The organism is Niabella drilacis (genome assembly GCF_900101395.1).
Classification (GTDB): Bacteria; Bacteroidota; Bacteroidia; order Chitinophagales; family Chitinophagaceae; genus Niabella; species Niabella drilacis.
In genome coordinates this window covers 156,605-179,618 of the sequence record NZ_FMZO01000003.1, presented here as the reverse complement: position 1 = coordinate 179,618, position 23,014 = coordinate 156,605, and the positions used below count along the sequence as shown (strand labels likewise).

General features: G+C 47.9%; 17 protein-coding genes. 7 read left to right on the top strand and 10 right to left on the bottom strand.

Annotation, left to right across the window (positions count from 1 at the left end):
• Positions 1 to 176 precede the first annotated feature (176 nt).
• The 5 genes from BLS44_RS06970 to BLS44_RS06950 all read right to left on the bottom strand — a co-directional run bounded on the left by BLS44_RS06970 (position 177) and on the right by BLS44_RS06950 (position 9,280).
• On the bottom strand, positions 177 to 1,544 hold the full coding sequence (locus BLS44_RS06970; RefSeq protein ID WP_090389339.1) for an alpha-L-fucosidase: 1,368 nt from the start codon (positions 1,542 to 1,544) through the stop codon (positions 177 to 179).
• A gap of 128 nt (positions 1,545 to 1,672) precedes the next feature.
• Positions 1,673 to 2,884 (bottom strand): DUF4998 domain-containing protein, encoded by a 1,212-nt coding sequence (locus BLS44_RS06965; protein ID WP_090389338.1) that lies wholly within the window; start codon positions 2,882 to 2,884, stop codon positions 1,673 to 1,675.
• Between the two features lie 17 nt (positions 2,885 to 2,901).
• Entirely contained in the window at positions 2,902 to 4,101 is a 1,200-nt protein-coding gene (locus tag BLS44_RS06960) for a DUF5000 domain-containing lipoprotein (RefSeq protein WP_090389337.1), read from the bottom strand.
• Positions 4,102 to 4,124: 23 nt separating this feature from the next.
• Positions 4,125 to 6,062, bottom strand: coding sequence for a RagB/SusD family nutrient uptake outer membrane protein (locus tag BLS44_RS06955; RefSeq protein WP_090389336.1), 1,938 nt, complete (start codon positions 6,060 to 6,062; stop codon positions 4,125 to 4,127).
• A gap of 35 nt (positions 6,063 to 6,097) precedes the next feature.
• A complete protein-coding gene (locus tag BLS44_RS06950; RefSeq protein ID WP_090389335.1) occupies positions 6,098 to 9,280 on the bottom strand; it encodes a SusC/RagA family TonB-linked outer membrane protein in 3,183 nt (1,060 codons plus the stop codon).
• 270 nt (positions 9,281 to 9,550) lie between these two features.
• Between BLS44_RS06950 and BLS44_RS06945 the strand changes: the two genes are divergently transcribed.
• From BLS44_RS06945 to BLS44_RS06930, 4 genes are all read left to right on the top strand, one after another.
• A complete protein-coding gene (locus tag BLS44_RS06945) occupies positions 9,551 to 10,468 on the top strand; it encodes an AraC family transcriptional regulator (RefSeq protein ID WP_090389334.1) in 918 nt (305 codons plus the stop codon).
• A gap of 126 nt (positions 10,469 to 10,594) precedes the next feature.
• Complete coding sequence (locus tag BLS44_RS06940) at positions 10,595 to 11,170, top strand: DUF6580 family putative transport protein (RefSeq protein WP_090389333.1); 576 nt, start codon at positions 10,595 to 10,597, stop codon at positions 11,168 to 11,170.
• A 135-nt stretch (positions 11,171 to 11,305) separates the two neighbouring features.
• Entirely contained in the window at positions 11,306 to 12,595 is a 1,290-nt protein-coding gene (locus tag BLS44_RS06935) for a sugar MFS transporter (RefSeq protein WP_090389332.1), read from the top strand.
• Positions 12,596 to 12,718: 123 nt separating this feature from the next.
• A complete protein-coding gene (locus tag BLS44_RS06930; RefSeq protein ID WP_090389331.1) occupies positions 12,719 to 13,261 on the top strand; it encodes a hypothetical protein in 543 nt (180 codons plus the stop codon).
• Positions 13,262 to 13,432: 171 nt separating this feature from the next.
• On the opposite strand, the gene BLS44_RS06925 is transcribed toward BLS44_RS06930, so the two are convergent.
• On the bottom strand, positions 13,433 to 14,407 hold the full coding sequence (locus BLS44_RS06925) for a deoxyhypusine synthase family protein (RefSeq protein WP_090389330.1): 975 nt from the start codon (positions 14,405 to 14,407) through the stop codon (positions 13,433 to 13,435).
• Positions 14,408 to 14,524: 117 nt separating this feature from the next.
• Positions 14,525 to 15,268, bottom strand: a complete 744-nt coding sequence (locus BLS44_RS06920; RefSeq protein WP_090389329.1) for a hypothetical protein — start codon at positions 15,266 to 15,268, stop codon at positions 14,525 to 14,527.
• Between the two features lie 273 nt (positions 15,269 to 15,541).
• Here BLS44_RS06920 and BLS44_RS06915 point away from each other — a divergent pair, with 273 nt between their 5' ends.
• Complete coding sequence (locus BLS44_RS06915; protein WP_143019687.1) at positions 15,542 to 16,072, top strand: Uma2 family endonuclease; 531 nt, start codon at positions 15,542 to 15,544, stop codon at positions 16,070 to 16,072.
• A gap of 127 nt (positions 16,073 to 16,199) precedes the next feature.
• Complete coding sequence (gene mutL / locus BLS44_RS06910; protein ID WP_090389605.1) at positions 16,200 to 18,047, top strand: DNA mismatch repair endonuclease MutL; 1,848 nt, start codon at positions 16,200 to 16,202, stop codon at positions 18,045 to 18,047.
• A 106-nt stretch (positions 18,048 to 18,153) separates the two neighbouring features.
• On the opposite strand, the gene BLS44_RS06905 is transcribed toward mutL, so the two are convergent.
• Both BLS44_RS06905 and BLS44_RS06900 read right to left on the bottom strand, forming a co-directional pair.
• Complete coding sequence (locus tag BLS44_RS06905; RefSeq protein WP_090389328.1) at positions 18,154 to 19,668, bottom strand: aromatic hydrocarbon degradation protein; 1,515 nt, start codon at positions 19,666 to 19,668, stop codon at positions 18,154 to 18,156.
• Between the two features lie 20 nt (positions 19,669 to 19,688).
• Positions 19,689 to 20,765: a hypothetical protein gene (locus BLS44_RS06900; protein WP_090389604.1), complete on the bottom strand. Its 1,077-nt coding sequence runs from the start codon at positions 20,763 to 20,765 to the stop codon at positions 19,689 to 19,691.
• A 291-nt stretch (positions 20,766 to 21,056) separates the two neighbouring features.
• Between BLS44_RS06900 and proS the strand changes: the two genes are divergently transcribed.
• Positions 21,057 to 22,532, top strand: coding sequence for a proline--tRNA ligase (gene proS, locus BLS44_RS06895; protein ID WP_090389603.1), 1,476 nt, complete (start codon positions 21,057 to 21,059; stop codon positions 22,530 to 22,532).
• A gap of 73 nt (positions 22,533 to 22,605) precedes the next feature.
• On the opposite strand, the gene BLS44_RS06890 is transcribed toward proS, so the two are convergent.
• Complete coding sequence (locus BLS44_RS06890) at positions 22,606 to 23,013, bottom strand: cobalamin B12-binding domain-containing protein (RefSeq protein ID WP_090389327.1); 408 nt, start codon at positions 23,011 to 23,013, stop codon at positions 22,606 to 22,608.
• Between the last annotated feature and the right edge of the window lies 1 nt (position 23,014).

Below are 23,014 nucleotides of genomic sequence, written 5' to 3'. Positions count from 1 at the left end.
AAAAAAGCATACTTCACCCTGACCTAAACAGGGTATATACAAGACACCGGCGCTGATATCGGGCATGCGTTCAATAACCGGCCGCTTACTCCCCTTAGCCTCCCAACGCCTCAATAAAAAGGGCTGTCTTCCCTATCCTGAAAAACAGCCCTGACCCAAAACAGTCCTCTATGTAATTATTCCATGGTCTTTGCCAGCATTAACTCTATAACAGGCACCTCGTATGGAGGTTTCTGAACGGGTAGCTTCAATTCCAGGTCTTTTTCTCCTGTTGATTTATATTGTATTTCAGAAGCATCGTGAAGAAACTCCGCATAGGTTATTTTACCCCTGAAACCAGGCAGCACCAGTTTTCCATCAGCCGGATAATCAAACAGATGCAGGTACAGCCGCTGCGTTTGAGGGTTGTACGTCACCCTTATATTTGAGGCTGCGGGCAAGGCATATGCATTGGCTGGATAGGTACAATTGTATACAGAACGCTGGTTGGCATTCATCCAGTATCCCAGGCTGTCCAGCGCCCGGTTGGCCCGGTAATCAAACAGTCCTCTTGCAGTAGGCCCTACATTCAGGATCAGGTTACCGCCGTTGGCAACGGAAGTGATCAGCAGGTCCAGCAACTGGCGCTGATTTTTCCAGGTATGTTCATCCCGGTGATAGCCCCAGGAGCCGGAAAAGGTCTGGCATGTTTCCCAGTATTTGCCCTTATATTTGACCAGTTCTTCCGGCGCCACCTGTTCTGGCGTTTCAAAATCGTATCCATCGCTGTAATCATTCAGATCCATACGATTGTCGAGGATGATCTGCGGCTGCAATTTCCGGATGGTTTTGATCAGGTCCATAGAAGCCCAATCGTTACGCCCCTTTCCGAAGGTTCCGGGATAGGAAAAATCCAGCCAGAGGATATCAATTTTACCATACTTTGTCAGCAGTTCAGTGATCTGATTTTTGAGGTACTGCTGATACTTTTTCATATCCTTACCCTTGTTGACCGCTGCATAGTCGGCCTCCGTTCCTTTGTCAATGCGTTGCGGATGCACACCGTCTATTGTAAAATCGGGGTGATGCCAGTCTATGAGCGAATAGTAAAAACCGACGCGAAGACCTTCTGCCCGGAAGGCATCTACAAACTCCTTCACCAGGTCTCGTTTGGCCGCTGTATTGGTTGATTTATAGTCGGTATATTTCGAATCAAAAAGACAAAATCCCTCGTGGTGCTTGGTGGTTAATACGGCATATTTCATACCCGCGTTCTTTGCTTCCCGCGCCCATTTTTTCGGATCGAACTGATCCGGATTAAAATTGTCAAAATACTTCTGGTAACCGGCATTGGTGATCTGCTCATAGTTCTTTACCCATTCATGCCGTGCCGGCAGGGCATAAAGCCCCCAGTGAATGAACATGCCAAAACGGGCATCCGTCCACCACTGCATACGTTTTTTCTTTTGCTGAACCGTTTCGTTGAAGATGTTTTTTTGCTGGGCCCCTGCATCCGTGCTTAGCAGGCAGCACCAGCCAAATAAAATTAATACTGTTTTTTTCATTTTTAAGAATTTAGATCTGTTGAACCCAAAGCCGGCATAAAATACGGGCGGTACCCCATTTTAAATCCATACTTCCGGCACTTTTACATTACGATTGGTTTTGTTGCTGATGAATATCCCGGCGCTGCCTATAACCGGTACCAGAAACTAAGCTGGCTCAGGTTGACCACATCTGAATTATTGGCCGTTGCTTTAAACCGCACCCGTATAAAACGTACCGGCGGAGGATTGGCAATCAGCTCAAATTTTTGAGGGTTAACCCCCTCGTCGGTCCTTTCGGCGTCAAGCAACAGGGTCCATCCCTTTGCCTGCATACTGGTTGCCCATTGTGCATCACCGCCCGGGAGGGCCGGAAATGCTCCCGTTGTATCGGCAATACCCCAAATCTCAAACCTGGTTGGATTATGGCAACAATCGCGGCCCGTTTCCTCTACGAGGGAAAGGTTGTTATACAGTTTGCCCATGTCAAAGCTGATGGTGCCATTGGGCATAGCCGGCGAACCCGAGCTATGAAAAATATTGGGGTAATACTGAACTCCCACACGGCCGCTCCAAAGATTTTGGATACCGGTTTCTGCAGTATACGCCACTAAATCGTAAGGAGCCTGAATGGCCGCGAACAGGCTTTTTAACAGCGGCACCTGTACCGTAACGCTAAGCGTATCGGGCCGGGACACCCGGAAACTATCGATGGCCGCAGCAGAAGGTTTAAAGCTCGACTGGTAAAGCAGCTTTGTGCCTATTTTCCAGTCGGCAATCTGTACAGAATCCTTTTCATTGGTCAGAAACCGGATTTTGGTCTGCCCCGAAACGGCAGTGTATGTTACCGCAGTACCCATATATACTGTATCGGTATTGCCAAACTGGACGGATAAAAGGTTGTCTTCTTCCGTATAATTATAAGACGACAGAGCCCGGTTGATCAGCCCCGACCGATAGATCGTTCCATAGGCCCTTATATTATTGATCCCTACGGGCACGGACCGGTTACCCGCTTCATCCAGGGTGTACACGGTAAAATTATGTGCCATTTCCGGAAGGTGGTCAATCACCACCTTAAACGTATCGGTGGGATTATGCGTACTAACATTCACCACTATCGAGTCCAGCCCGCTGTTCCAGTAGATCACATATTTGGAAGTCTTAGGATCAATGCTTGGATTCCAGGAAAGCTGTACGCGGCCGTTCCCGGGTGCGGCCTTGGGGTTGGACAAAGCGCCGGGGTAAATAATCTCCCCGTCCTTTTGGTATTTTTTATAATCGTTCCATTTTTTGCAGGCTGTGATCTGTGCTAAATAGGCGAACAGTGCAATGGCATAAAAGATATATTTTCCAGACATAGAATTTTCAGTTTTGTTTATTGCGGGTTGCCCCAGAAAGTAATTTCAAGCGCATGGAAAAAATCCGTTCCGCTCCAGTTCTTTTTAATCTCCATACGAATATAGCGGACGGCCGGAGCAGAGGACGGGATCGTAAATTCTTCCCCCAGTCCGTCGGAACCAAGGGCATGGGCCACATCTTCAGACGTTACCACGCCGGCGCCTTGTCCGGAAGGTTTTATAGACTCACAGTCCATGAGCTTTGTCCAGCCATTCCAGCTGCCATCGCTGTTTGGCGCTGCAGCGGATCCCCACATGGTCCAGTACCTGGGGTTACCGTGTGCATACAGCCAGCTGCCCGTACGCTGCAGGATCTTAAAACGGCTGAGCTTGGCCACCACGCCCATATCAAACGTAAACCGGTGGGGCTGTGGCTGGGCACCCTGTTCGGTATGAAAACCGGGCTCACCCAAATAGTTATCCCACATATAGTGCATCTCCCATCCCCAGGCAGCCGGCTGATCGCTCGGTAAGCGGTACTGCCGGAATTTTGTTTTATCCAGCTTCGTTTCATACAACGGGTGAATGGTTTTGAAAATGGTATCCGAATAATTATTCCAGCGGTCCCTGATATACGCACCAAATACCACGGGTATGGTGTCATAACCTCTTACAGAAAAGGATCCGTTTGTTGCAGCCGTATAAAATGTTTCAGCGGGCACCCATTCATTATTATGATCCCGGGCAAGAATAACAAGGGCCACTTTGTCCTGCGTGGGATTATTAAACTGCGCATTTACGCCTGCAAAGTCATTAAAAAGATTGAGGGAGGCGGCAATGGTACGGAAGGGGGGAGTAGTAGGATGTACGGTTACAGAAACAGGTTCAGACCGGTTCTCTCCTTTATCTACGGCATATAGTTTAATAGTATAGTCGCCGGCGTCATTAAACCCGTCTACCTGAATCGTATCCGTATAAGAAGAGGCCTTTGTAACCCTGTTCACCTTGTCGTTAACGGCATATTCTGCCATAACATACTGCAGGTCCTTGTCTGCCGGGAGGTTGTAAGTGATGATGGCAGCGCCCGGGCCGTTCACCACTTTTACATTGCTTACAATGCCCGGGGGAACACCATCGGATTCCACGGGGTGATGGTCGTTCAGGCCCGATTTCTGACAGGCCCAAAGCAAAACGGATGCGGTTAACGCTATAGAAAAATGGTTCAATATTTTTTTCATAAAAAATAAATTTAATAAAGGGATTACCAGCCGGGGTTTTGTACCAGGTTTGGATTCACAACGAGCGCGTATTCCGATAGGGGCCACAAGTAGTCTTTGGGTGTAAATGTGGGAGCAAAAAGCTGCTTTACCCGGTAGTAATTAACGGCATCCTCCTGGGCAAGGTCCCATCCTTTAATGGGCGTATTCAGGTACACCGGAGCCGTTTTCCAGCGGCGCAGGTCCCAAAAACGCTTCCCTTCAAACACGAGTTCTATCAAGGTTTCCCTTTGAATAATTTCCCGCAGCCCTTCTTTGGTTGACGGCTTGGAGGCGTTTTTTGCATAACTGGACCAGCTTTCCTGCACTCCTTTCAACCCGGCGCGGGCCCTTACTTTGTCAATCCATTCATAAGCAGCACCCGGGCCATTGGCTTCATTGAGCGCTTCTGCATACAGGAGGTATAACTCAGCCAGCCGGATCGCCGGCCAGGGGTAATTGCGGGTACTGTAGCCTGCTGAATTCGAGCCAAAATCATTCCGGTAGTTCACCAGTTTTTTGGGCCAGTAGCCGGTGACGGAATAAAGTCCGGCTCCAAGCTGGGCAGCACGTTGCCCGTGTTTTGCCTCCACAAACCAAGTTTTGCTATCATCATACAGGCCCAATCCGTACCAGATGCTTCCGTCAAATCCCAGGTCGGCATAAAACCGGGGCTCCCTGTCAAAATGCAATTGCGCCGTCTCATACCCCCGCTTCAGGTAAAAGCCTTCCTGGCTCTTAGCCGTCCGCAGCTTTGTAAACCGGTTGGCATAATCGTACTGTTTATCTTCTTCAATGGGTACGCCATTATTACTGTAGAACATTTCCGCCATATTGAGCGAGGCCGCCAGGTCGGAGCGGATGGACTCATTGGTGGACGGAGGATTTTCCACTACGGAGGGGTCGCCCGAAGTTACCCTTGCCTGGCAGGCGGCCTGTATATAGCTGACGTAGGCATTTGACAGTCCCCACACCGTTTCTGTATTCCATTTGTCTGTAAGGGCCCCGGTTATACTCAGAACGGTTTTGGTGGAATCGGTTACCGTTTCTCCAAACGAGGGAATAAAAGTATAAAGCTTGTTACCTGCCGCATGTGCCGCATCTATGGCGGCTTTACAGGCTGCAGCGGCTCTTACCCATTTTTCCTGGCTAACAGCAGCGTTAAACAAGGGTGCGCCGTCTTTGTTTTTAAAGTTGGCATAATCCGGGTTGCCGTTATAGAGCGGGCTCGCAGCTACTACCAGCAGCCGGGCCTTTACTGCCAGCGCAATGGGCTTGGTGATCCTTCCCAGCTCGGAAGACTTGTTACTGATCTCATCCGGCAGGTAAAACAATGATTCATCAATCAGGTCGGAAATATAGTTTACCACCGAATCCACGGGCTGCCTTTTTATCCGTACTTCCTCAATAGATGCAGAAACCGGTAGGTTCACTTTGATAAGCGGTATGGGGCCATAGAGCTGAAACAGGTAGAAGTGATAGTAGGCCTTCAGGAACTTCACTTCGGCAACCCAGCGCTTTTTTTCAAAATCAGTCAGGTCCGGTACTTTGTCAACATTCTCCAGGAAGATATTACATTCCCTTAATGCCTGAAAATACGAACGGCCCCCATTACCTCCATCCCAGTAATTGGCAAACGGGCTGATCTTATTTTGTTCGCCACGGGCAATACGGTACAGCGCCGGGTCAAAATAAATACCGGGCGGGTAAATGGTTGCAAATTCGTCACCGCCTATAAATGCAGGGTCACTGGAAATTGTACCCAGCTGCGGGAGGTTGTTATAACAGGTAAATAAATACTTCTCGGCTTCTTTACGCATACGGAATGCATAGTCGATCGTTCCAATATTATCCGGCGCCACGTCCAGGTATCGCTTGCAGCCACCCAGGAAAAAGAGGAGGGGCGCCAGCATTATCGTTGTTAATATTATTTTTCGGTTCATCTTTAGTAAGATTTAACGTTGTGTATTCGATTTTATCAGAAGTTCATATTGACGCCCAGGTTCATCACTCTTTGTACCGGGTAGCCCAGGCCATTTCCACCCATTTCCGGATCCCAGATCTTAAACCGGCTAAACGTGAGCAGATTGATCCCGTTAAAATAGATCCGGAAATTGCTGATCTTATACCGCTGTGTCCATTTCGATGGCAATGTGTAGCCCAGCTCTGTGGTTTTTAGCCGCAGGAAACTGCCATCGCGCATAAACCAGGTACTGGACTGGCTGTTGTTATTAACCGGTGTTACAGAAAGCCGGGGCCAAAGTGCATAAATATCCTGGTTCTCCTCGGACCAGTGGCTGTTGGCATACGCCTCAAGCAACGCGTTTTGCCCGATCCGTCCGCCGTTGATGTTGCCGCCGTCATAATTAATAAATGGTGCTGTAGCATAAGGATCAATCCAGAAGGATTCCCTGGCCAGCCCCTGCAGGAAAAGGGAAAGGTCAAATCCTTTATAGCCCAGGGAAACGCCAAATCCATAGGTAATCTCGGGTGTGACAGGATAGCCGATCGGGACCATGTCCAGGCTGGTGATCTGCCCATCACCATTTACGTCCCTGTACTTGATATCACCGGCTTCATAACGGCCAAAATTCTGCTTTGGTGAATTGCGTACATCTTCATCATCCGTAAAAAGGCGTTCTGCAATAAAGCCCCATTGCTGCGCAAAAGACTGGCCGGTATGCAGCAGGTACCGGTCATTATACTCCGGCTCTTCATATTTTACGTACTTACTGGTAGCAAACGTGAAGCTTCCCCTTGCAGAGAGCCAGAAATCACTGCTGAAATTATGAGTGGCGTCCAGTGAAATATCCACCCCCTGGGTAGAACCCTCGCCTACATTTGCCTGGGTTCCTACAGACAACCCCATAGTGGAAGGAATGGAGGTCCGGGGCATGAGGATATTCCTGCGCTGCTGCTGGTAATATTCCGCCACGATATTGATTTTATTGAACAAGCTCAGTTCAACAGCTATATTTTTCTGATAGGATTTTTCCCAGCTTATATCAAAATTGGCATACCGGTTAATGGAAACCCCTGGCCGCGAATAGGCGCCCGGCTCAAACCCGAAGCTCATGCCTCGGTCCCAATTTTCCAGGTTAACATTGGAAAGATAGAAAAAACGGTCGGTGGCGCTTCCGATCGCGTCGTTCCCAACCATTCCGTAAGAGGCCCTTAATTTGAGGCGATTGATAACGGACCGGTTCCAGAATTTCTCGTTCGATACAATCCAACCCGCGCCCAGTGTAGGGAAGAAACCGAATTTTTTATCTTTGTAGAACCGCTCCGACCCGTTGTAACCAAAGTTAAACTGCAGAAAGTAGCGGTTGTCGTACGCATAGCTGGCACCTCCGGATAAACCAAGGTTCCGGTGGGGAAGCGAAGCCTGTACATCCAGCGATTCTACATTGGAAAGACTTTGCTGCATTACATAAATAAGGGTGCCGCCTAAATTATGCTTGTTAAACACCCGGCTGTAGTCCATTGTGGCCTGGGCATATAAATTTGTGTTGGCCGTGCGGTAACCGTACACGCCCCTGATATCTTCAAAAGGTGCATTGCCATTACCTGATTCATTTTCATTCAGCCAGCCAAGGGTATAAAGGTCCTTTTGCCGGTCGTAAAAATTAATATTGTAATAGTAGGGGCCGTAGGCGCGCGCCACATCAAAATAGGCATAGCGGTTGGTGCTGAACAATCCCCGGAAGCTTAACCCTTTTGTAACAGCCGACAGATCCTGGTTGAGCTCAAACTGGGCCAGCATGCGCGATTGGGAGTAGTCCTTATACCCCCTCAGCATATCCGCATAAGGATTAAGAAAATAGGACGATCCCGACCGGTAGTTGCCAAACAGGATATGTTTAGCAATAACGTTTGCAGAATCCGGCTCATAGAACGGGGCAAATAATGAAGGACTGCTCCGGAGCGCTTTCAGGTAAAGGTTGGTACCGCCTTCGATGGGTCCTTTATAATCATCGAAAAGACCGCTCATCCGTGCAATGAGCTCAGTGGTGGGCGTAATGTGAATATTTACATTGGTACGGAGCTGGTATGTACGGAGCTTTATATTATTATTAAAGTTATTACCGCCATTCACATTTAAAATACCGTTGTCGATATTATAAGTACCGGCAACATAATACTGCGCCACTTTACCACCGCCGGTAACACTGAGATTGGCGCGCTGGTTATTGGTCCGGTCCTTAAACATCAGCTTAAACCAGTCGGTGGCAGGGTATACAAACCGGTTATCCCCTTCGATGGTGTGGTCGATCTTGTTCTGTGTGTACAGCAGCTGGGCCAGTGGATCGCGGGTTAGCTGCGCCTCTGTATACAATTGCATATAGGTAACCGGATCGGCCAGTTTTAAGCGCTGTGTTGGCTGCGATACCGAGTTTTCCAGCCGGATATTAAATTTTGCGGCCCCCTCCTTTCCCTGTTTGGTGGTTACAAAAATAACACCGTTGGCGCCCCTTGCCCCGTAGAGGGCGGTAGCGCTGGCATCTTTTAACACCGAAAAGCTTTCAATGTCATCCGGCTGCAGCCGCGCCAGGTCTGTAGTGCTCAGCTCAATGTTATCAATAAGGATCAGCGGGTTGCCGCTGCCGTTTCCAAAAGTGGTTACACCCCGTACAAAAAAACTGGCATTATCGGCCCCCGGTTCGCCGGATCGCTGATAGGCAATTACCCCCGCAATACGGCCGGCAAAAGCCGTTGTAAGGTTGCTGGAAGGCACTTTGAGGTCCTTGACATTCACTGAGGTAACGGATCCTACAATGGCTTCCTTGCGTTGCTTTTTACCAAAGGCGGTCACCACAATGTCGTCCATCACTTCTTGTGCAGTCATCATGGTAACATCAATAACGTTACCGGTACCCACCCCCCTCTTTTCTTCCCGGTAGCCCACCCCGGAAAAAATAAGCACATCACCGCTGCGGGCATCGATCACGTATTTCCCGTTCAGATCCGTTGATGTTCCTGTTTTTGCTGAAGATTCCAGGACAATATTGATCCCTGAAATCACCTTTCCCAGGGAATCCGTAACAGTACCGGTAATGGTGGTTTTACCACCCTGTCCGTAAGAATGCCAGGCGCTAAAGCCTGTAACAAGGATCAGAAATAGCAGTCTTGATAGACAATACAATGTTCTTGTTTGAATCATAATGGCAAGATTAAACGAGCAAAAGTTTTTGTTTAGGAGGTCAAATCTACAAGCAGTGTCAGCGAAAGGAAATAGGAGAAACTATTTCTTTAATGGATTATTCGATATATTATTGAAGCAGATCAATCAATAAACGTTTTCAAAAAGCGGCCGCGATATGCGCTACTTTTTATTGAATTATTCCACTTTCACTTAACTTTAACATATCTTAAACCAAAAACAAGATGGACTATTCACCAAATTTAATGGACAATTAAATACTCTTTCCCTATGTCAACCTTTAAACGAAGAGATGGATTTGTAGGCGAAAAAATGCTTGAGATCCCCCAGCAATCCCTACAAAAAACGCTGCAGGAAAACCCGTTTTTACAACAACTCTATATTACCCAGATCGGTTATTTTCCCAAAGCATTTTATCATTACCGCGAACGCAGAAATGGATGTCATGACAATATCCTGTTCTATTGCCTGAAAGGGAAGGGCTGGTATACAATTGACAAACACCATTTCGAAATCCGCGCCAATGAATACGCCATTATCCCGGCCACGGCAAAATACATCCGCTACGGGGCGGATATTGAAGAGCCCTGGACCATTTACTGGGTGCACTATACCGGGAAAGAAATCGAGGATATGAACCAGTCGCTGGGCATTACCACCGACCGTGGCCCACGCCCCATTGCTTTTAATGACAGGGGTATAACAACCTGGGAGATGATGTACAACTGCCTGGAACGGGGGGTGACCAATGAAACACTTTTCAATGCAAATTTTTGCTTATATAAGTTTGTCGCTTCTTTTTTGTTTGCAGACCAGTGGGAGCAAAAACCCGTTTCCCAAACCAGCCTGTTCCTGGATGCGGTTAAGACGCATATGCGGCAACATATTGCCAGCCGGCTGACCATTCCTGAAATGGCGGCCGCCCAGGGCATTTCCGTATCTTATTTTTCGCAGCAGTTCCGGAAGGCTACGGGCATTGCCCCGCTGGACTATTTCATACAGCAAAAGATCCGGCACTCCTGCCTGCTGCTGCTGAACAATTCCATCAAGATAAAAGATGTAGCCCGGCATGTAGGCATGGATGATCCCTATTATTTTTCCCGCATGTTTAAAAAGTACATGGCCATATCGCCCCAGCAATACCGGCTTCAAAAATGGAAAGATGCAGACAATCCTAAACTCGGGTAGCCAGAACCTGCGCTGTGCCGGCAATTACCGGGCTTCCCGGTGAGGCCCGGCCTCAAAAACAGGTTTTTGAAGCATTTCCCAAAAGTTGTTTACTTTTACAACATATAAAAAACTCTATTTCGGATCATGAAAACAACGAACAGGTTCTGGGTCATTACCCTGATGATATTGATTGCCGCGTTAAGCCGCATTCTTCCTCATCCTTATAACTTTACTCCCTTAGTAGCCATGGCGCTGTTCAGCGGTGCAACATTCGATAAAAAATGGATGGCCTATATAATGCCGCTCTTCGCTTACCTGCTTTCGGATATCGTGATCAGCCTTATGGGCTCAAGAGGTTTTTATGGTATCAGCCAGTTCTTTGTTTACGGAGGCATGCTCCTGGTAACAGCCCTGGGCACCACACTCCGGCAACCAAAGGCCCTCCGGGTACTGGGTTATTCGCTTACCGGCTCTGCCATTTTCTGGATCATTTCCAACTTTGGTGTCTGGATAGCCAGCGGCATCCCCGGAAGCATTGAGCACGAACCGGGTCTTACCCTCGGCATGACTTATTTAAGAGCCCTGCCTTTTTACAACCAGTTCAGCAATCAGCTCTTCCTGGGTGCTTTTGGCGGTGACCTGTTTTACAGTGCGGTTTTGTTTGGTCTGTATGCGCTGGCTCAAAAAAGCCTTCCTTCTCTCCGGTATTCAAAAGCCTGATATATAAAATCTAAAGTATGAAAGCATGAATCGTTCATTCATGCTTTTTTTATGCGCAATCGGTTGCAGCAATTGCATTTAGCTGCAATAATTTCCCTATTTTTAGAGCTATTAATTCATTTTAAACGATTTGTAATGGCAGGAACCAATTCCAATTCCCAAAACATCTTGCTTCCATTGGCTACGATCTGCGGGCTTTTTTTTATTTTCGGATTTGTAACATGGGCAAACGGTACACTTATTCCTTTTTTTAAACTGTCTTTTGGCCTGTCAGACATCCAGGCATTCCTGGTAACCTTTTCCTCTTATATGGCCTACTTTGTGCTAGCGCTTCCTTCTTCCTGGATCCTGAAAAAGACCGGCTTTAAAAATGGATTAGTGCTGGGACTGGTTGTACTGGCCCTTGGTTCTTTAATTTTCATTCCTGCTGCAAAATCCAGATCGTTTGAGCTGTTTCTTACCGGCATTTTTGTTCAGGGTGCTGCATTAGCGTTGTTGCAAACGGCCTCCAATCCTTATCTTTCTATTATCGGGCCCATTGAAAGTGCGGCCAAAAGGATCAGCATGGCCGGTATCTGCAACAAGTTTGCGGGTATGATCGTGCCTTTTATCATGGGTGCTGTGTTCTTAAAAAATGCAGCAGAAACAGAAGCCAAGATCACGGCTGCTACCGGTGTTGAAAAAGAGCAACTTTTGAATGATGTACTGGGCCGGGTAAATACGCCATATATTGTTTTGGCCATTGTATTTATCCTGTTTGCCGTATTGATCAAATTTTTACACCTGCCGGAAGTAAACCCCGAAGAAGATGTTGTAGACGAGGCCAGTGGAGAAGTGGTTCAACATAAAAGCATCTTTCAGTTTCCGCATCTTTTCCTGGGAGCGCTTTGTATTTTTGTATATGTGGGTGCAGAGGTAATGGCAGGCGATATTATCGGGATATATGGAAAGGAGCTTGGTATCCATGCTGATCAGGCCAAGTATTTTACCTCCTTAACACTGGGCGGAATGCTGGTGGGCTATATAGTGGGCATTTTTACTATTCCTAAAATACTTTCACAGCAGGCGGCCCTGAGGATCTGCGCTATCCTGGGTATAGTGTTCTCCGTGATCGCTTATTTCAGCTCCGGTTACACATCTGTGATCTTTATTGCCCTGCTGGGCCTGGCCAATTCATTAATGTGGCCGGCCATCTTCCCATTGGGTATCAGCCACCTGGGCAAGTTTACCAAGATCGGCTCTGCCATTATGATCATGGGTATTGCCGGGGGAGCCATCCTGCCCATCCTCTATGGCTTTTTAAAGGATCACCTGCAAATCAATTTCCAGCTTTCCTACTTTATTTTAGTAATGCCCTGCTACCTTTACATCTTATACTTTGCTATAAGCGGTCACAAGGTTGGCCTGGGCAGACTGAAAAGATAATCAGGCCGGAAAGGTCTGCAAGCCTATAAGGGTTTACCAACCTTATAGGCTTTTTTGTGCTTCATTTTTTTTTCATAAAGGGCTCCGATCTTGTAGCCTTATTATCTATTTAAACCTCGTTCTATGAAATTTCTTTTACCCGCATTTATGGCGGTATTCCTCTTTGCGTGCAGTAAAAATGATGATTCGGGATCTTCCGGTGAAGAAAAGCTTACCGCAAACTCCTGGCAACAGACCAACACAACAGCGGCCACCAATGATCAAAAACCGGTGGCTGTGTTTACCGCAAACCACGATTTCAGCCTGAACCTCAATAGTGCAGTATCCGGGGCCGGAAGCAACAGCAGTGTTGGAGCCGCTATTACCGGTAAATGGAGCTATGATGGCAGCAATATTACCATCTCCAATATCTCCGTAAGCTACCAGGTAAATGGTACAGCGGCTGCTAATTTACAGGCCGTTGTTAACGCTTATGCAGGCGGTTTGGTGGCGTTCAATACATTCATACAGGCCTATTGCAACCTGTTGCAGGTAGATGCTTCGGGCAATCTTATGATTCAAGGCGCGTCATCCAATACGGTAACATGGGTGGTGAACCAGCTCACATCCAGCGTACTGGTCGTTGCTTCTGCGGGCGCTTCCGCCAGCTTTACTGCAAAACAGTAGTTCGTTTCATGAAAAAGCGGTCTCAAAAATGCTCCTGATATCCGGTTCAAGCGATCCCGGATATTCACAGATCCAGAAGCTTGTGAATATGGTTTTTGAGCCGCTTTCTTTCATTTGCAGACATTAAAAAAGGGCCGCTGAGGGCCCTTTTCGTATAACGTATTAATAATACTACCAGCCCAGGATCCAGGCAAATACCAGCGGCGCCACAATCGTGGCATCGCTTTCAATAATAAATTTGGGCGTATGGATATCCAGTTTACCCCAGGTGATCTTTTCATTAGGTACCGCACCGGAATAAGAGCCATACGAGGTTGTACTGTCACTGATCTGGCAAAAATAACTCCAGAACGGAACATCATGCCACTCCAGGTCCTGGTACATCATAGGCACTACACAGATCGGGAAATCACCGGCGATACCACCAGCGATCTGGAAGAACCCAACCCCCTTGCCACCGCTGTTATGGCGGTACCAATCAGCCAGCCAGGTCATATATTCAATACCGCTTTTTACCGTGCTGGCCTTCAGTTCCCCTTTTATCACGTAACTGGCAAAGATATTCCCGGTGGTGCTGTCTTCCCAGCCCGGGACCACGATCGGGATATTCTTCTCTGCGGCGGCGATGATCCAGCTATCCTTTGGATCTATTTCATAGTATTGCTCCAGTTCCCCGCTTAAAACCGTTTTATACAGGAACTCATGCGGAAAATAACGCTCGCCTTTTTCTTCTGCCTCCTTCCACTGCTTTACAAGATGTTTTTGCAAACGGCGGAATGCTTCCTCTTCGGGGATGCAGGTATCGGTTACCCGGTTGTAATGATTTTCCAGCAGGTCCCACTCCTCCTGGGGTGTCAGATCCCGGTAGTTGGGTACCCGTTTATAATGCGAATGGGCCACCAGGTTCATCACATCTTCTTCCAGGTTGGCTCCTGTACAGGAAATGATATGCACTTTGTCCTGACGGATCATTTCCGCCAGCGAAATACCCAGCTCCGCAGTACTCATGGCCCCGGCAAGGGTAATCATCATTTTTCCCCCTTCTTCGAGATGGGTTACATAGCCTTTGGCAGCATCCATCAGGGCCGCAGCATTAAAGTGTCTGTAATGATGTTCAATAAATTGAGAAACAGGTCCCTTACTCATAATTTTTTTGAATTTTTACTCCGCCTTCAGATCACAATAAGGTGAGACATTGCGAACCGCAAAAATACAGGAATGCCCGTTTTTACCGGATTAATTTTTAGATACCGGCCACCCGGTTTAAGCCCCTGCGATAAAGCGCTTTTTTTTAAAATTGAAATTGATGAATGGCATTTGTTTCATCATTTTCTTATTCTTTGCTACATTCCACAAACCGATCTGGATGCCCCGCAGGTCGGTTGAGCAATTGTAGACGCCAACAGCCATTCCTTCCTGGCATTCCATGCTGTTAAATGCCCCGATGCACAGACCTTTTAAGCTATACAACCGGTTTACATACAGGGAAGTGATGAGCCCTGTTACATTGCCCTGCCCTGCATCGTTTTTTGAAAACGTGCCGCATAATGAAAGGGTTATTCCCTGCATGGTATCCGCAATGGTAATCATACCAAGCGTAATGCCACGGGCTTTGTTGTTAGCAACCACCAGGCCGCCAATGCCCAGGCCGTTTATAACATCACCACCACAGGCAATACCACCAATACCGACTCCGTTTACGGTTGTTGCACCCGTAAAAACAGGACTTATGGCAATACCCGAGGAAATGCTGTCGGTTATAATAAATCCTATATTAAGTCCTTTTTTTATTTGCGCCTTCGCAATGCCGGTAATGCTGACCCCATTGATGCGGGCCACCTGTTTATCCCGGATATTGAAGCGCAGGCCCGAGTAATTTTCTGAATTTCCAAAACCGATTCCGGCCGCCGGGGATCCGGCGGAGAACGACCTGCTTTGCGCAATAACCTGCTGCAAACAGCAGCAGGCCAGCAGGAATGCTGTTGTTTTGATGACCGTTTTTAACATGGCGATAGCGTTTTAAAAGAATAGCTGAATTTAGGTCAAAAAGCGGTAAATGCCCCCGGAGCATAAACCTTTCTGAAATTATTTTGTAACTTGCTGTATGGGACTTAGAGCCTGTTTAAAATTCATTCAATGGCTTTATTATGGCTGTTTTGGGCTGCAACTGCGTTAAATTTTTCGCCATAGTGGCCTACTATGCCTGCAAAATTTTCCTTGTTTCGCTCCAAAATAGCTTCATAATAAATTCCATCAATAAAATTTAAACAGGCTCTTACAATGGCACAAAAAAAATACCAGCCCCCGCCAAGAACAGCTATGGAAGTGTACGAAATGCTCCCGGAAGGTACCCTGGCGGAGGTTATTAACAATGTTCTCTATATGTCGCCCGCACCAACCTTTGAACGCCAGCGGATACTGGCTGCATTATTCACCCACCTGAACGTTCATATTTCGGAAAACGATTTGGGAGAATGTGTTTTTTCGCCGGTGGACGTGTACCTCGGCCACAACAATGCCGTGCAGCCGGATATTGTTTTTATTGCAAAAGAAAATCTTTCCATCGTCCGGGATGGAAAAGTAAAAGGACCGCCCGACCTGGTGGTGGAAGTATTATCAGGCAATAAAAAACATGACCTGCAATTAAAGAAGCAGCTTTATGAAGCAAATGGCGTTAAGGAGTATTTCATCGTTAATCCCGCTGACAAGGAAGTGATCTCTTACTATTCAGATGGCCGCAAGTTTCTTTTGCAGGAAAGTAAAAAGGGTAAGATCCGGTCAAAATTGCTCCGGAAAACGGTCGCTTTCTGATTTTTTTGACACACTGATCCATTATTTGCAACGGGCCCGGCAGGTGAAATATCCCAAATTTCCTGCTCCCTGCCGGGAAGATATAGGCTGTAAAACGTACCTTTACCGGTTCAAAAAAGAAGATACCGTGCCTGATAAGATCCTTTTATTACCTGATAATATTGCTAACCAGATCGCCGCCGGTGAGGTCATCCAGCGTCCGGCCAGCGCGGTAAAGGAATTACTGGAAAATGCTGTGGATGCCGGGGCTACAGCCATACAGCTGATCGTAACCGATGCCGGCAAAACACTGTTACAGGTTATTGATAACGGGAGCGGGATGAGCGAAACGGATGCCCGTATGTGTTTTGAACGGCATGCCACTTCCAAGATCCGGAATATCGACGACCTCTTTCATATTCATACCATGGGCTTCCGGGGAGAGGCGCTGGCCTCCATAGCCGCAGTGGCACAGGTAGAACTGAAAACCAAACGGGCAGAGGACGAAACGGGCACATTTATCGAAGTTGCCAACAGCACGGTTACCAACCAGGAGCCGGTTGCTGCACCCAACGGCACCAGCATTGCCATGAAGAACCTGTTTTTTAATGTGCCGGCCAGAAGGAATTTCCTGAAAAGCAATGCCGCGGAAATGCGGCATATTGTGGAGGAGTTTACAAGGGTTACCATGTCATTTCCCGACATCCTGTTTACCCTCACCAGCAACGGCCAGCAGTTAATGCACCTGGAGCCGGGAAGCCTGAAACAGCGGATCGTACAGTTACTGGGCAACAGCTATAACGCCAAAATGGTTTCTGTTACCGAGCAAACGGATTATATGAACATCCACGGTTTTACCGGCAAACCGGAAACGGCCAAGAAAACCCGGGGCGACCAGTATTTTTTTGTCAACAACCGCTTCATCAAAAGTGCTTACCTGAATCATGCAGTGATGAATGCCTACCGGGAACTGCTGCCTGCCGATAGTTTTCCGATGTACGTACTGTTTATTGACCTGGACCCTACACAGGTAGACGTGAATGTGCACCCTACAAAGCAGGAGATCAAATTTGAGGATGAAAAGATCGTTTATGCTTTTGTACAGGCGGCAGTAAAGCATGCCCTGGCCCAGTTCAGCATTACACCTACCCTCGACTTTGACCTGGATGCCTCCATTCAGCAGCTCACTTCTGTAAGTCAGCCTTTTACCGACGAAAAACAGGAAAAGGTATCAGGCTCATCCCTTTACCAGGGCTTTACACAAAAGCACCAGGCACATTTTATAGAAAAGCCTTCGGGCCAGGAACTAAAAAGCTGGAGGGAGTTTTATGCCCCCCTGCCAAAGGAAGACGCACTTTTTGATTATGAAAAAACAGCAAAACAGCAAAACCTGGTCATTCAAAATAAGAAAAGCCGGTTTGAGATAGACAGGGATACCGAGCTTACCCAGGTATTGAATACTTATATTATCATGCCGGCAGCAACAGGCTTCCTGCTCATTAATCAACAGGCTGCACATGAACGGGTACTGTATACACAAATGAAACTGGCCGCAGCAGGCGCGCCGGTGGCCATCCAAAAAAGTATGTTCCCCGTTACCCTGGAGCTCTCACCTGCAGATGCAGTGCTGCTGAACGAGCTGCTGCCCGACCTGTTAATGCTGGGTTATGAAATTGAGCCTTTTGGTAAAAACAGCTTCGTGGTGCAGGGCACTCCGGCCGATCTGGAAGATACCGATGAAAAGCACCTGATTGATTTTACCCTGGAGCAATACAAGCATTTCAGCAGCGATATCCGTGTTTCCAACCGGGAAAAACTGATCCGCTCCCTTGCCCGGCAACGGGCCGTAAAGAATGGTACCCGCTTAACTGAACGCGAGGTGCGGCAGCTGGTAACCGACCTGTTCCAGTGCGACCCCTTCAACACCGCCCCCGATGGCAACCCCACCTACCTGGAGTTTAAACAGGACCAGATCGAAAAGATGTTTGGAAGGTAGGTTGTATATCCATAGCTGTTAGGTTTTAGAAACCTAACAGCTATGGATGAAAAAAGCCCCCGGATGATTCCGGAGGCCAATAACTAAATCATCAGTGTGAACATGCTTAAATCTTAAAGCCCAGTGTAAGCACCACTCTTGAGCCGTTTGTTTTAACAGCAGCGGGGCTAAAAGCATTTTTATCTTCTAAACGATAGGGATAATATACATCATCCTTAGCAGTGTAAATATACCCGAGATCAATGAAAAACCCATGATTCCGGTAACCTACACCAGCCGTTCCCTGGTAAATATTCCCTTTTTCACCTGCCAGGTTCTTATACGGGTTGCCATAATAAGCGCCTCCAAACCGGGCCATAACAGTGTTGAATTTTAACTCGGCACCCAGCCGGGCATTTACAGCGCCTTTGTAAGCATCATCAATGGCAGTGTTCAATCCTCGGTAATAATTTTTATCGGCGATGCCGTTCTGATCATAGGCTTTAAATTTTGAAGCCATATGATTTACGTATTCTACATCGGCCGTTATCAGCCCCTTCTGACTGGTAACACTGTTAATATCCCCAAAAAGATAGGTAACGCTGCCCAGCAATTTATAGGGGGTCTGCAGGGAGTAATCATATACCGACGGCTCATCCGGGCGGGACCACGCTTCATTTTGGCCCTTATTCTGGGGAAGGCCTTCGGTATTGGCATAAGCTTCGGCATCATAATGATCCGTTAAGCTATACCAGGTTGGCGTATGTACTGCCAGACCAAGCCTGAAATTTTGAGAAGGTGTAAATACAGCCCCCAGCTTCACATTTACCCCCATACCCTTGGTAACCAGGTCGTCATCAAAATAGGCATTATCAAAATTATTATTGGGATTTGTTGTGGGGTCTACTTCATCAAAGGTTCGGGTAGCTCCGTAACGCAGTGCCGGAAGTCCTACAGAACCACCAAGGTATACCTGGTTGTTGAGGTTCATTCCGCCACCGATAGCAATTTCTGTAATGCCCCCGTTGGTTTTTAGAGTACCCTCCTGAATAACACCTCCGTTCCTTGCCAGGGCGCTTGCAGAAGAAAACAGGTCCCCATTGGCATCATCGGCGATCCAGTTAACATCGTAGGCCAGCTTGGTGTCATATGTTCTTAGATCGCCCCCGTCTGCATTTACGTTCTGTATAAACATATCTGCCATCGAGCTCCTGGTATTGAGCCCTCCGAACCGGATGCTGTTATTAAAGTCAGCGATCTTTGAGATACCAATACTAAAGGCTGAGCTTTTTATGGAACGGTTTCCCCGGCTCTGGTTTCCAAAGACCACGCCTGAGGTTCCAAAAAATCCGGAGGTCTTGCCGGTGCTGTTCGATTCCCCGTAATAACTGGCCTTATTACTGTTGATGTTTAAACCGCCGGAAATTACCAGGTCACCCGTTTTGTAAAACCCCAGGTTGCCGGGGTTGGAAAAAAGTGTGGAAATTTCACCGCCCAGCGATCCGCTAGCCCCACCCAGGGCCTGCACCCTTGCAGTACCGGAGGAGGAGAGCCAGGAGTAACGGAGTGCATCTTCCGGTGTTTGAGCGAACAAACTTCCAGAAAAGGCGAATAGTATACCTGCGATAATTATTTTCTTCATTCGATTAAATAGTTTTTGGGTTAAAATCTTCTTCCACTGCCGCCGGAAACACCCCGGCCTCCGCCGCCGCCACTGCCACCGCTGCTGCCACCTGAAGATGCCGGCGGTGAATACGAAGGCGTTGAGGAACGGGTTTCCACATTGGGCCGGCTATAGCTTTCGGTACGGCTCGGGGAGCTATACCGCTCAGATGATGAAGATGCCCGGCTGCTGTTACTGTAATTATTACCGGAATACCGCTCCCGCACCGCGCTGGCGCGCCCCTGTGCACTGGAATTAGAGCTATTGGTATTTACGCTCCTGTCTGAACGCACGCCATAAGTTCCGTAGTCACCGGAGCTCCTTCTGATCACCGTTGTGCCTCCTCCGCTTTCACGGGTAATACCCGCCCTGCGGTCTGCAGCCGTGGTCCGGTCGGTATAAGAAGCACGGTTTGTTGATCTGCTGCCGTTCAGAATATTCGGGTTGTAAGTATTCAGGTTGGTGCGCCGCTGGGTATAGTTAACCCTCGAGCCTACGATAATACCCGGTCCGTAACCATAATAGTAGGGATTGCCCCACCAGCCGGTGTACCAGGGATCGTACCAGCCGCCACCCCAGCCATAGCCCCAGCCGCCATAATAGCCGCTGTACCACGGGTTATACCAGCCGCCGCCACCCCAGCCAAATCCCATGCCCATTCCCCATCCGCCATACCAGCCGGAGTAATAGGGGTTATAATACATGTTCCAGTAGCTCACCGGGCTCCAGGGGCTGTTCCAGTAAAAAGGATCATTCCAGTAATTCCAGTTGTTGTAATAACTGAAATTGTACCGGTTCCCGTAATAATACCAGTCGTCAAGATCGGACCACCGGTAGCGGTTTCGTACTTTCATGCGCAGATAACGGTCATCATAATCCGCATACTCGTCCTCGTCATAAGATTCGTAGTCCCGATACCGTTTTTCACCCGATTTTTTAACGTTGGCGTATTCATCCTGTGGTGGTGCAGGGGAATTGTAAACATCGTCAGGTGTCTGGCCGGTTTTGTATGCTGTGGTACAGCCTCCGATGAAGAAAGCGCAGCCAAGCAGCAGTATCAATGTTCTGATGTTCATTTTTTGGCGATATTTAAATAGTTTATGAATCAGATTGTTATAATTAATCACCAATTGCAGCTAATTGTTACCCTTTTAAATATACATTTGCAATTGCTGATAAAGTTACGTTAATATTGACGTTCTTTTGTTAAAAAAGATGCATAATATGTTGTTAATTCACAACGTATTTAACGTAAAAAAGGTTCAAAAAGCAACAGGCCTGATGCCTTTGTTTTTTATTTGGTTCCGGCGATGATCCGGAACCCGGATTCCGGTCCGGACGGTGAACAATTAATTATTAACTATTATATGAGCAAGGAAGTTACTTCGAGAGCTGAAGATTATGCGCAATGGTACAATGACCTGGTGATCAAAGGCGGGTTGGCCGATTATTCTGCTGTAAGGGGGTGCATGGTCATCAAACCTTATGGTTTTACCCTTTGGGAGCATATGCGCGATGCGCTGGATAAGATGTTTAAGGATACCGGACACGTAAATGCCTATTTCCCGCTGTTTATACCCAAAAGCTTTTTAAGTAAGGAGGCGGCGCACGTGGAGGGCTTTGCCAAAGAATGTGCGGTGGTGACCCATTACCGGCTGAAAAATGATCCGGACGGCAAGGGTGTGGTGGTGGATCCGGAAGCGAAACTGGAAGAAGAACTGATCGTACGGCCTACCAGCGAAACCATTATCTGGAGCACCTATAAAGACTGGATCCAATCCTACCGCGATCTTCCCCTCCTGGTAAACCAGTGGGCCAATGTGGTACGCTGGGAAATGCGTACCCGCCTGTTCCTGCGCACCGCAGAGTTTTTGTGGCAGGAAGGGCATACCGCGCACGCTACAAAGGACGAGGCGGTTGAAGAAGCGCGTAAAATGCTGGATGTATATGCCACGTTTGCCGAGGAATTTATGGCGCTGCCCGTGATCAAAGGTGTCAAAACCGCCAGCGAACGCTTTGCCGGGGCAGAAGATACGTATTGTATTGAAGCATTGATGCAGGATGGCAAAGCCTTGCAGGCCGGTACCTCCCACTTCCTGGCGCAGAATTTTGCAAAGGCTTTTGATGTAAAATTCCTGAATAAAGACAATCAGCTGGAATATGTATGGGCCACCAGCTGGGGGGTAAGCACCCGCCTGGTAGGCGCCCTGATCATGGCACACAGCGATGATGAAGGCCTGGTACTGCCGCCTAAAATTGCACCGTTGCAGGTAGTGATCATCCCTATTTATAAGGGAGCAGATCAGAAAGCGCAGATCGACGCAAAGGCGAACGAGATCATGGAAAACCTGAAAAGCAAGGGCATCCGTGTAAAATATGATGACAATGACAACAACCGCCCCGGATGGAAATTTGCAGAATATGAAATGAAGGGCGTTCCTGTAAGGCTGGTGCTGGGCGCACGTGACCTCGAAAACAATAAAATTGAAGTGGCCCGGCGCGATACGCGGGAAAAGGAAACAATAAACCTGGATGGCATATCGCAATACGTGGACGGGCTGCTTATAAAGATACAGTTTGAAATGCTGCAGCGGGCCCGGAAGTTCACTGAAGAAAAAACGACCTGGGTAGACACCTGGGACGATTTTGTAAAAACGCTGGATGAAAAAGGCGGATTTGTTGCCGCCCATTGGGATGGCACAGCAGAAACCGAAGCCGCGATCAAGGAAAAAACAAAGGCCACCATCCGCTGTATTCCACTTAACAATCCTCAGGAGGAAGGCGTTTGTATCTTATCCGGCAAACCGTCTAAAGAACGGGTACTGTTTGCACGGGCCTACTGATTTTTTGTTTGAGGTTTAAGGTTTAAAGTTTAAAACAACGTTGAACCTTAAACCTTGAACTTTAAAACGGCACTCAGAAATTCCGCTTCCTAGCTACCTCCGTCTTAATATAATCTGCTATCGATTGTGTGGTGCTGCCCGGGGCAAAGATCCGGCCCACCCCCATGGCGGTAAGTGCCGCGGCATCATCTTCCGGAACAATACCCCCGCCTACCAGCAGCACATCATCCATCTGTTCGGCTTTCATCAGTTCCTGCACTTTTGGGAACACGGTCATATGTGCACCGCTCAGGATGCTGATGCCGATCACATCCACGTCTTCCTGGATGGCCGCATGGATGACCATTTCCGGGGTTTGCCGCAAGCCGGTATAGATCACTTCCATGCCGGCGTCCCGCAGGGCGGTGGCAATCACTTTGGCGCCGCGGTCATGGCCATCAAGGCCTATTTTGGCAACTAATACGCGGATGGGTCTGTTCATG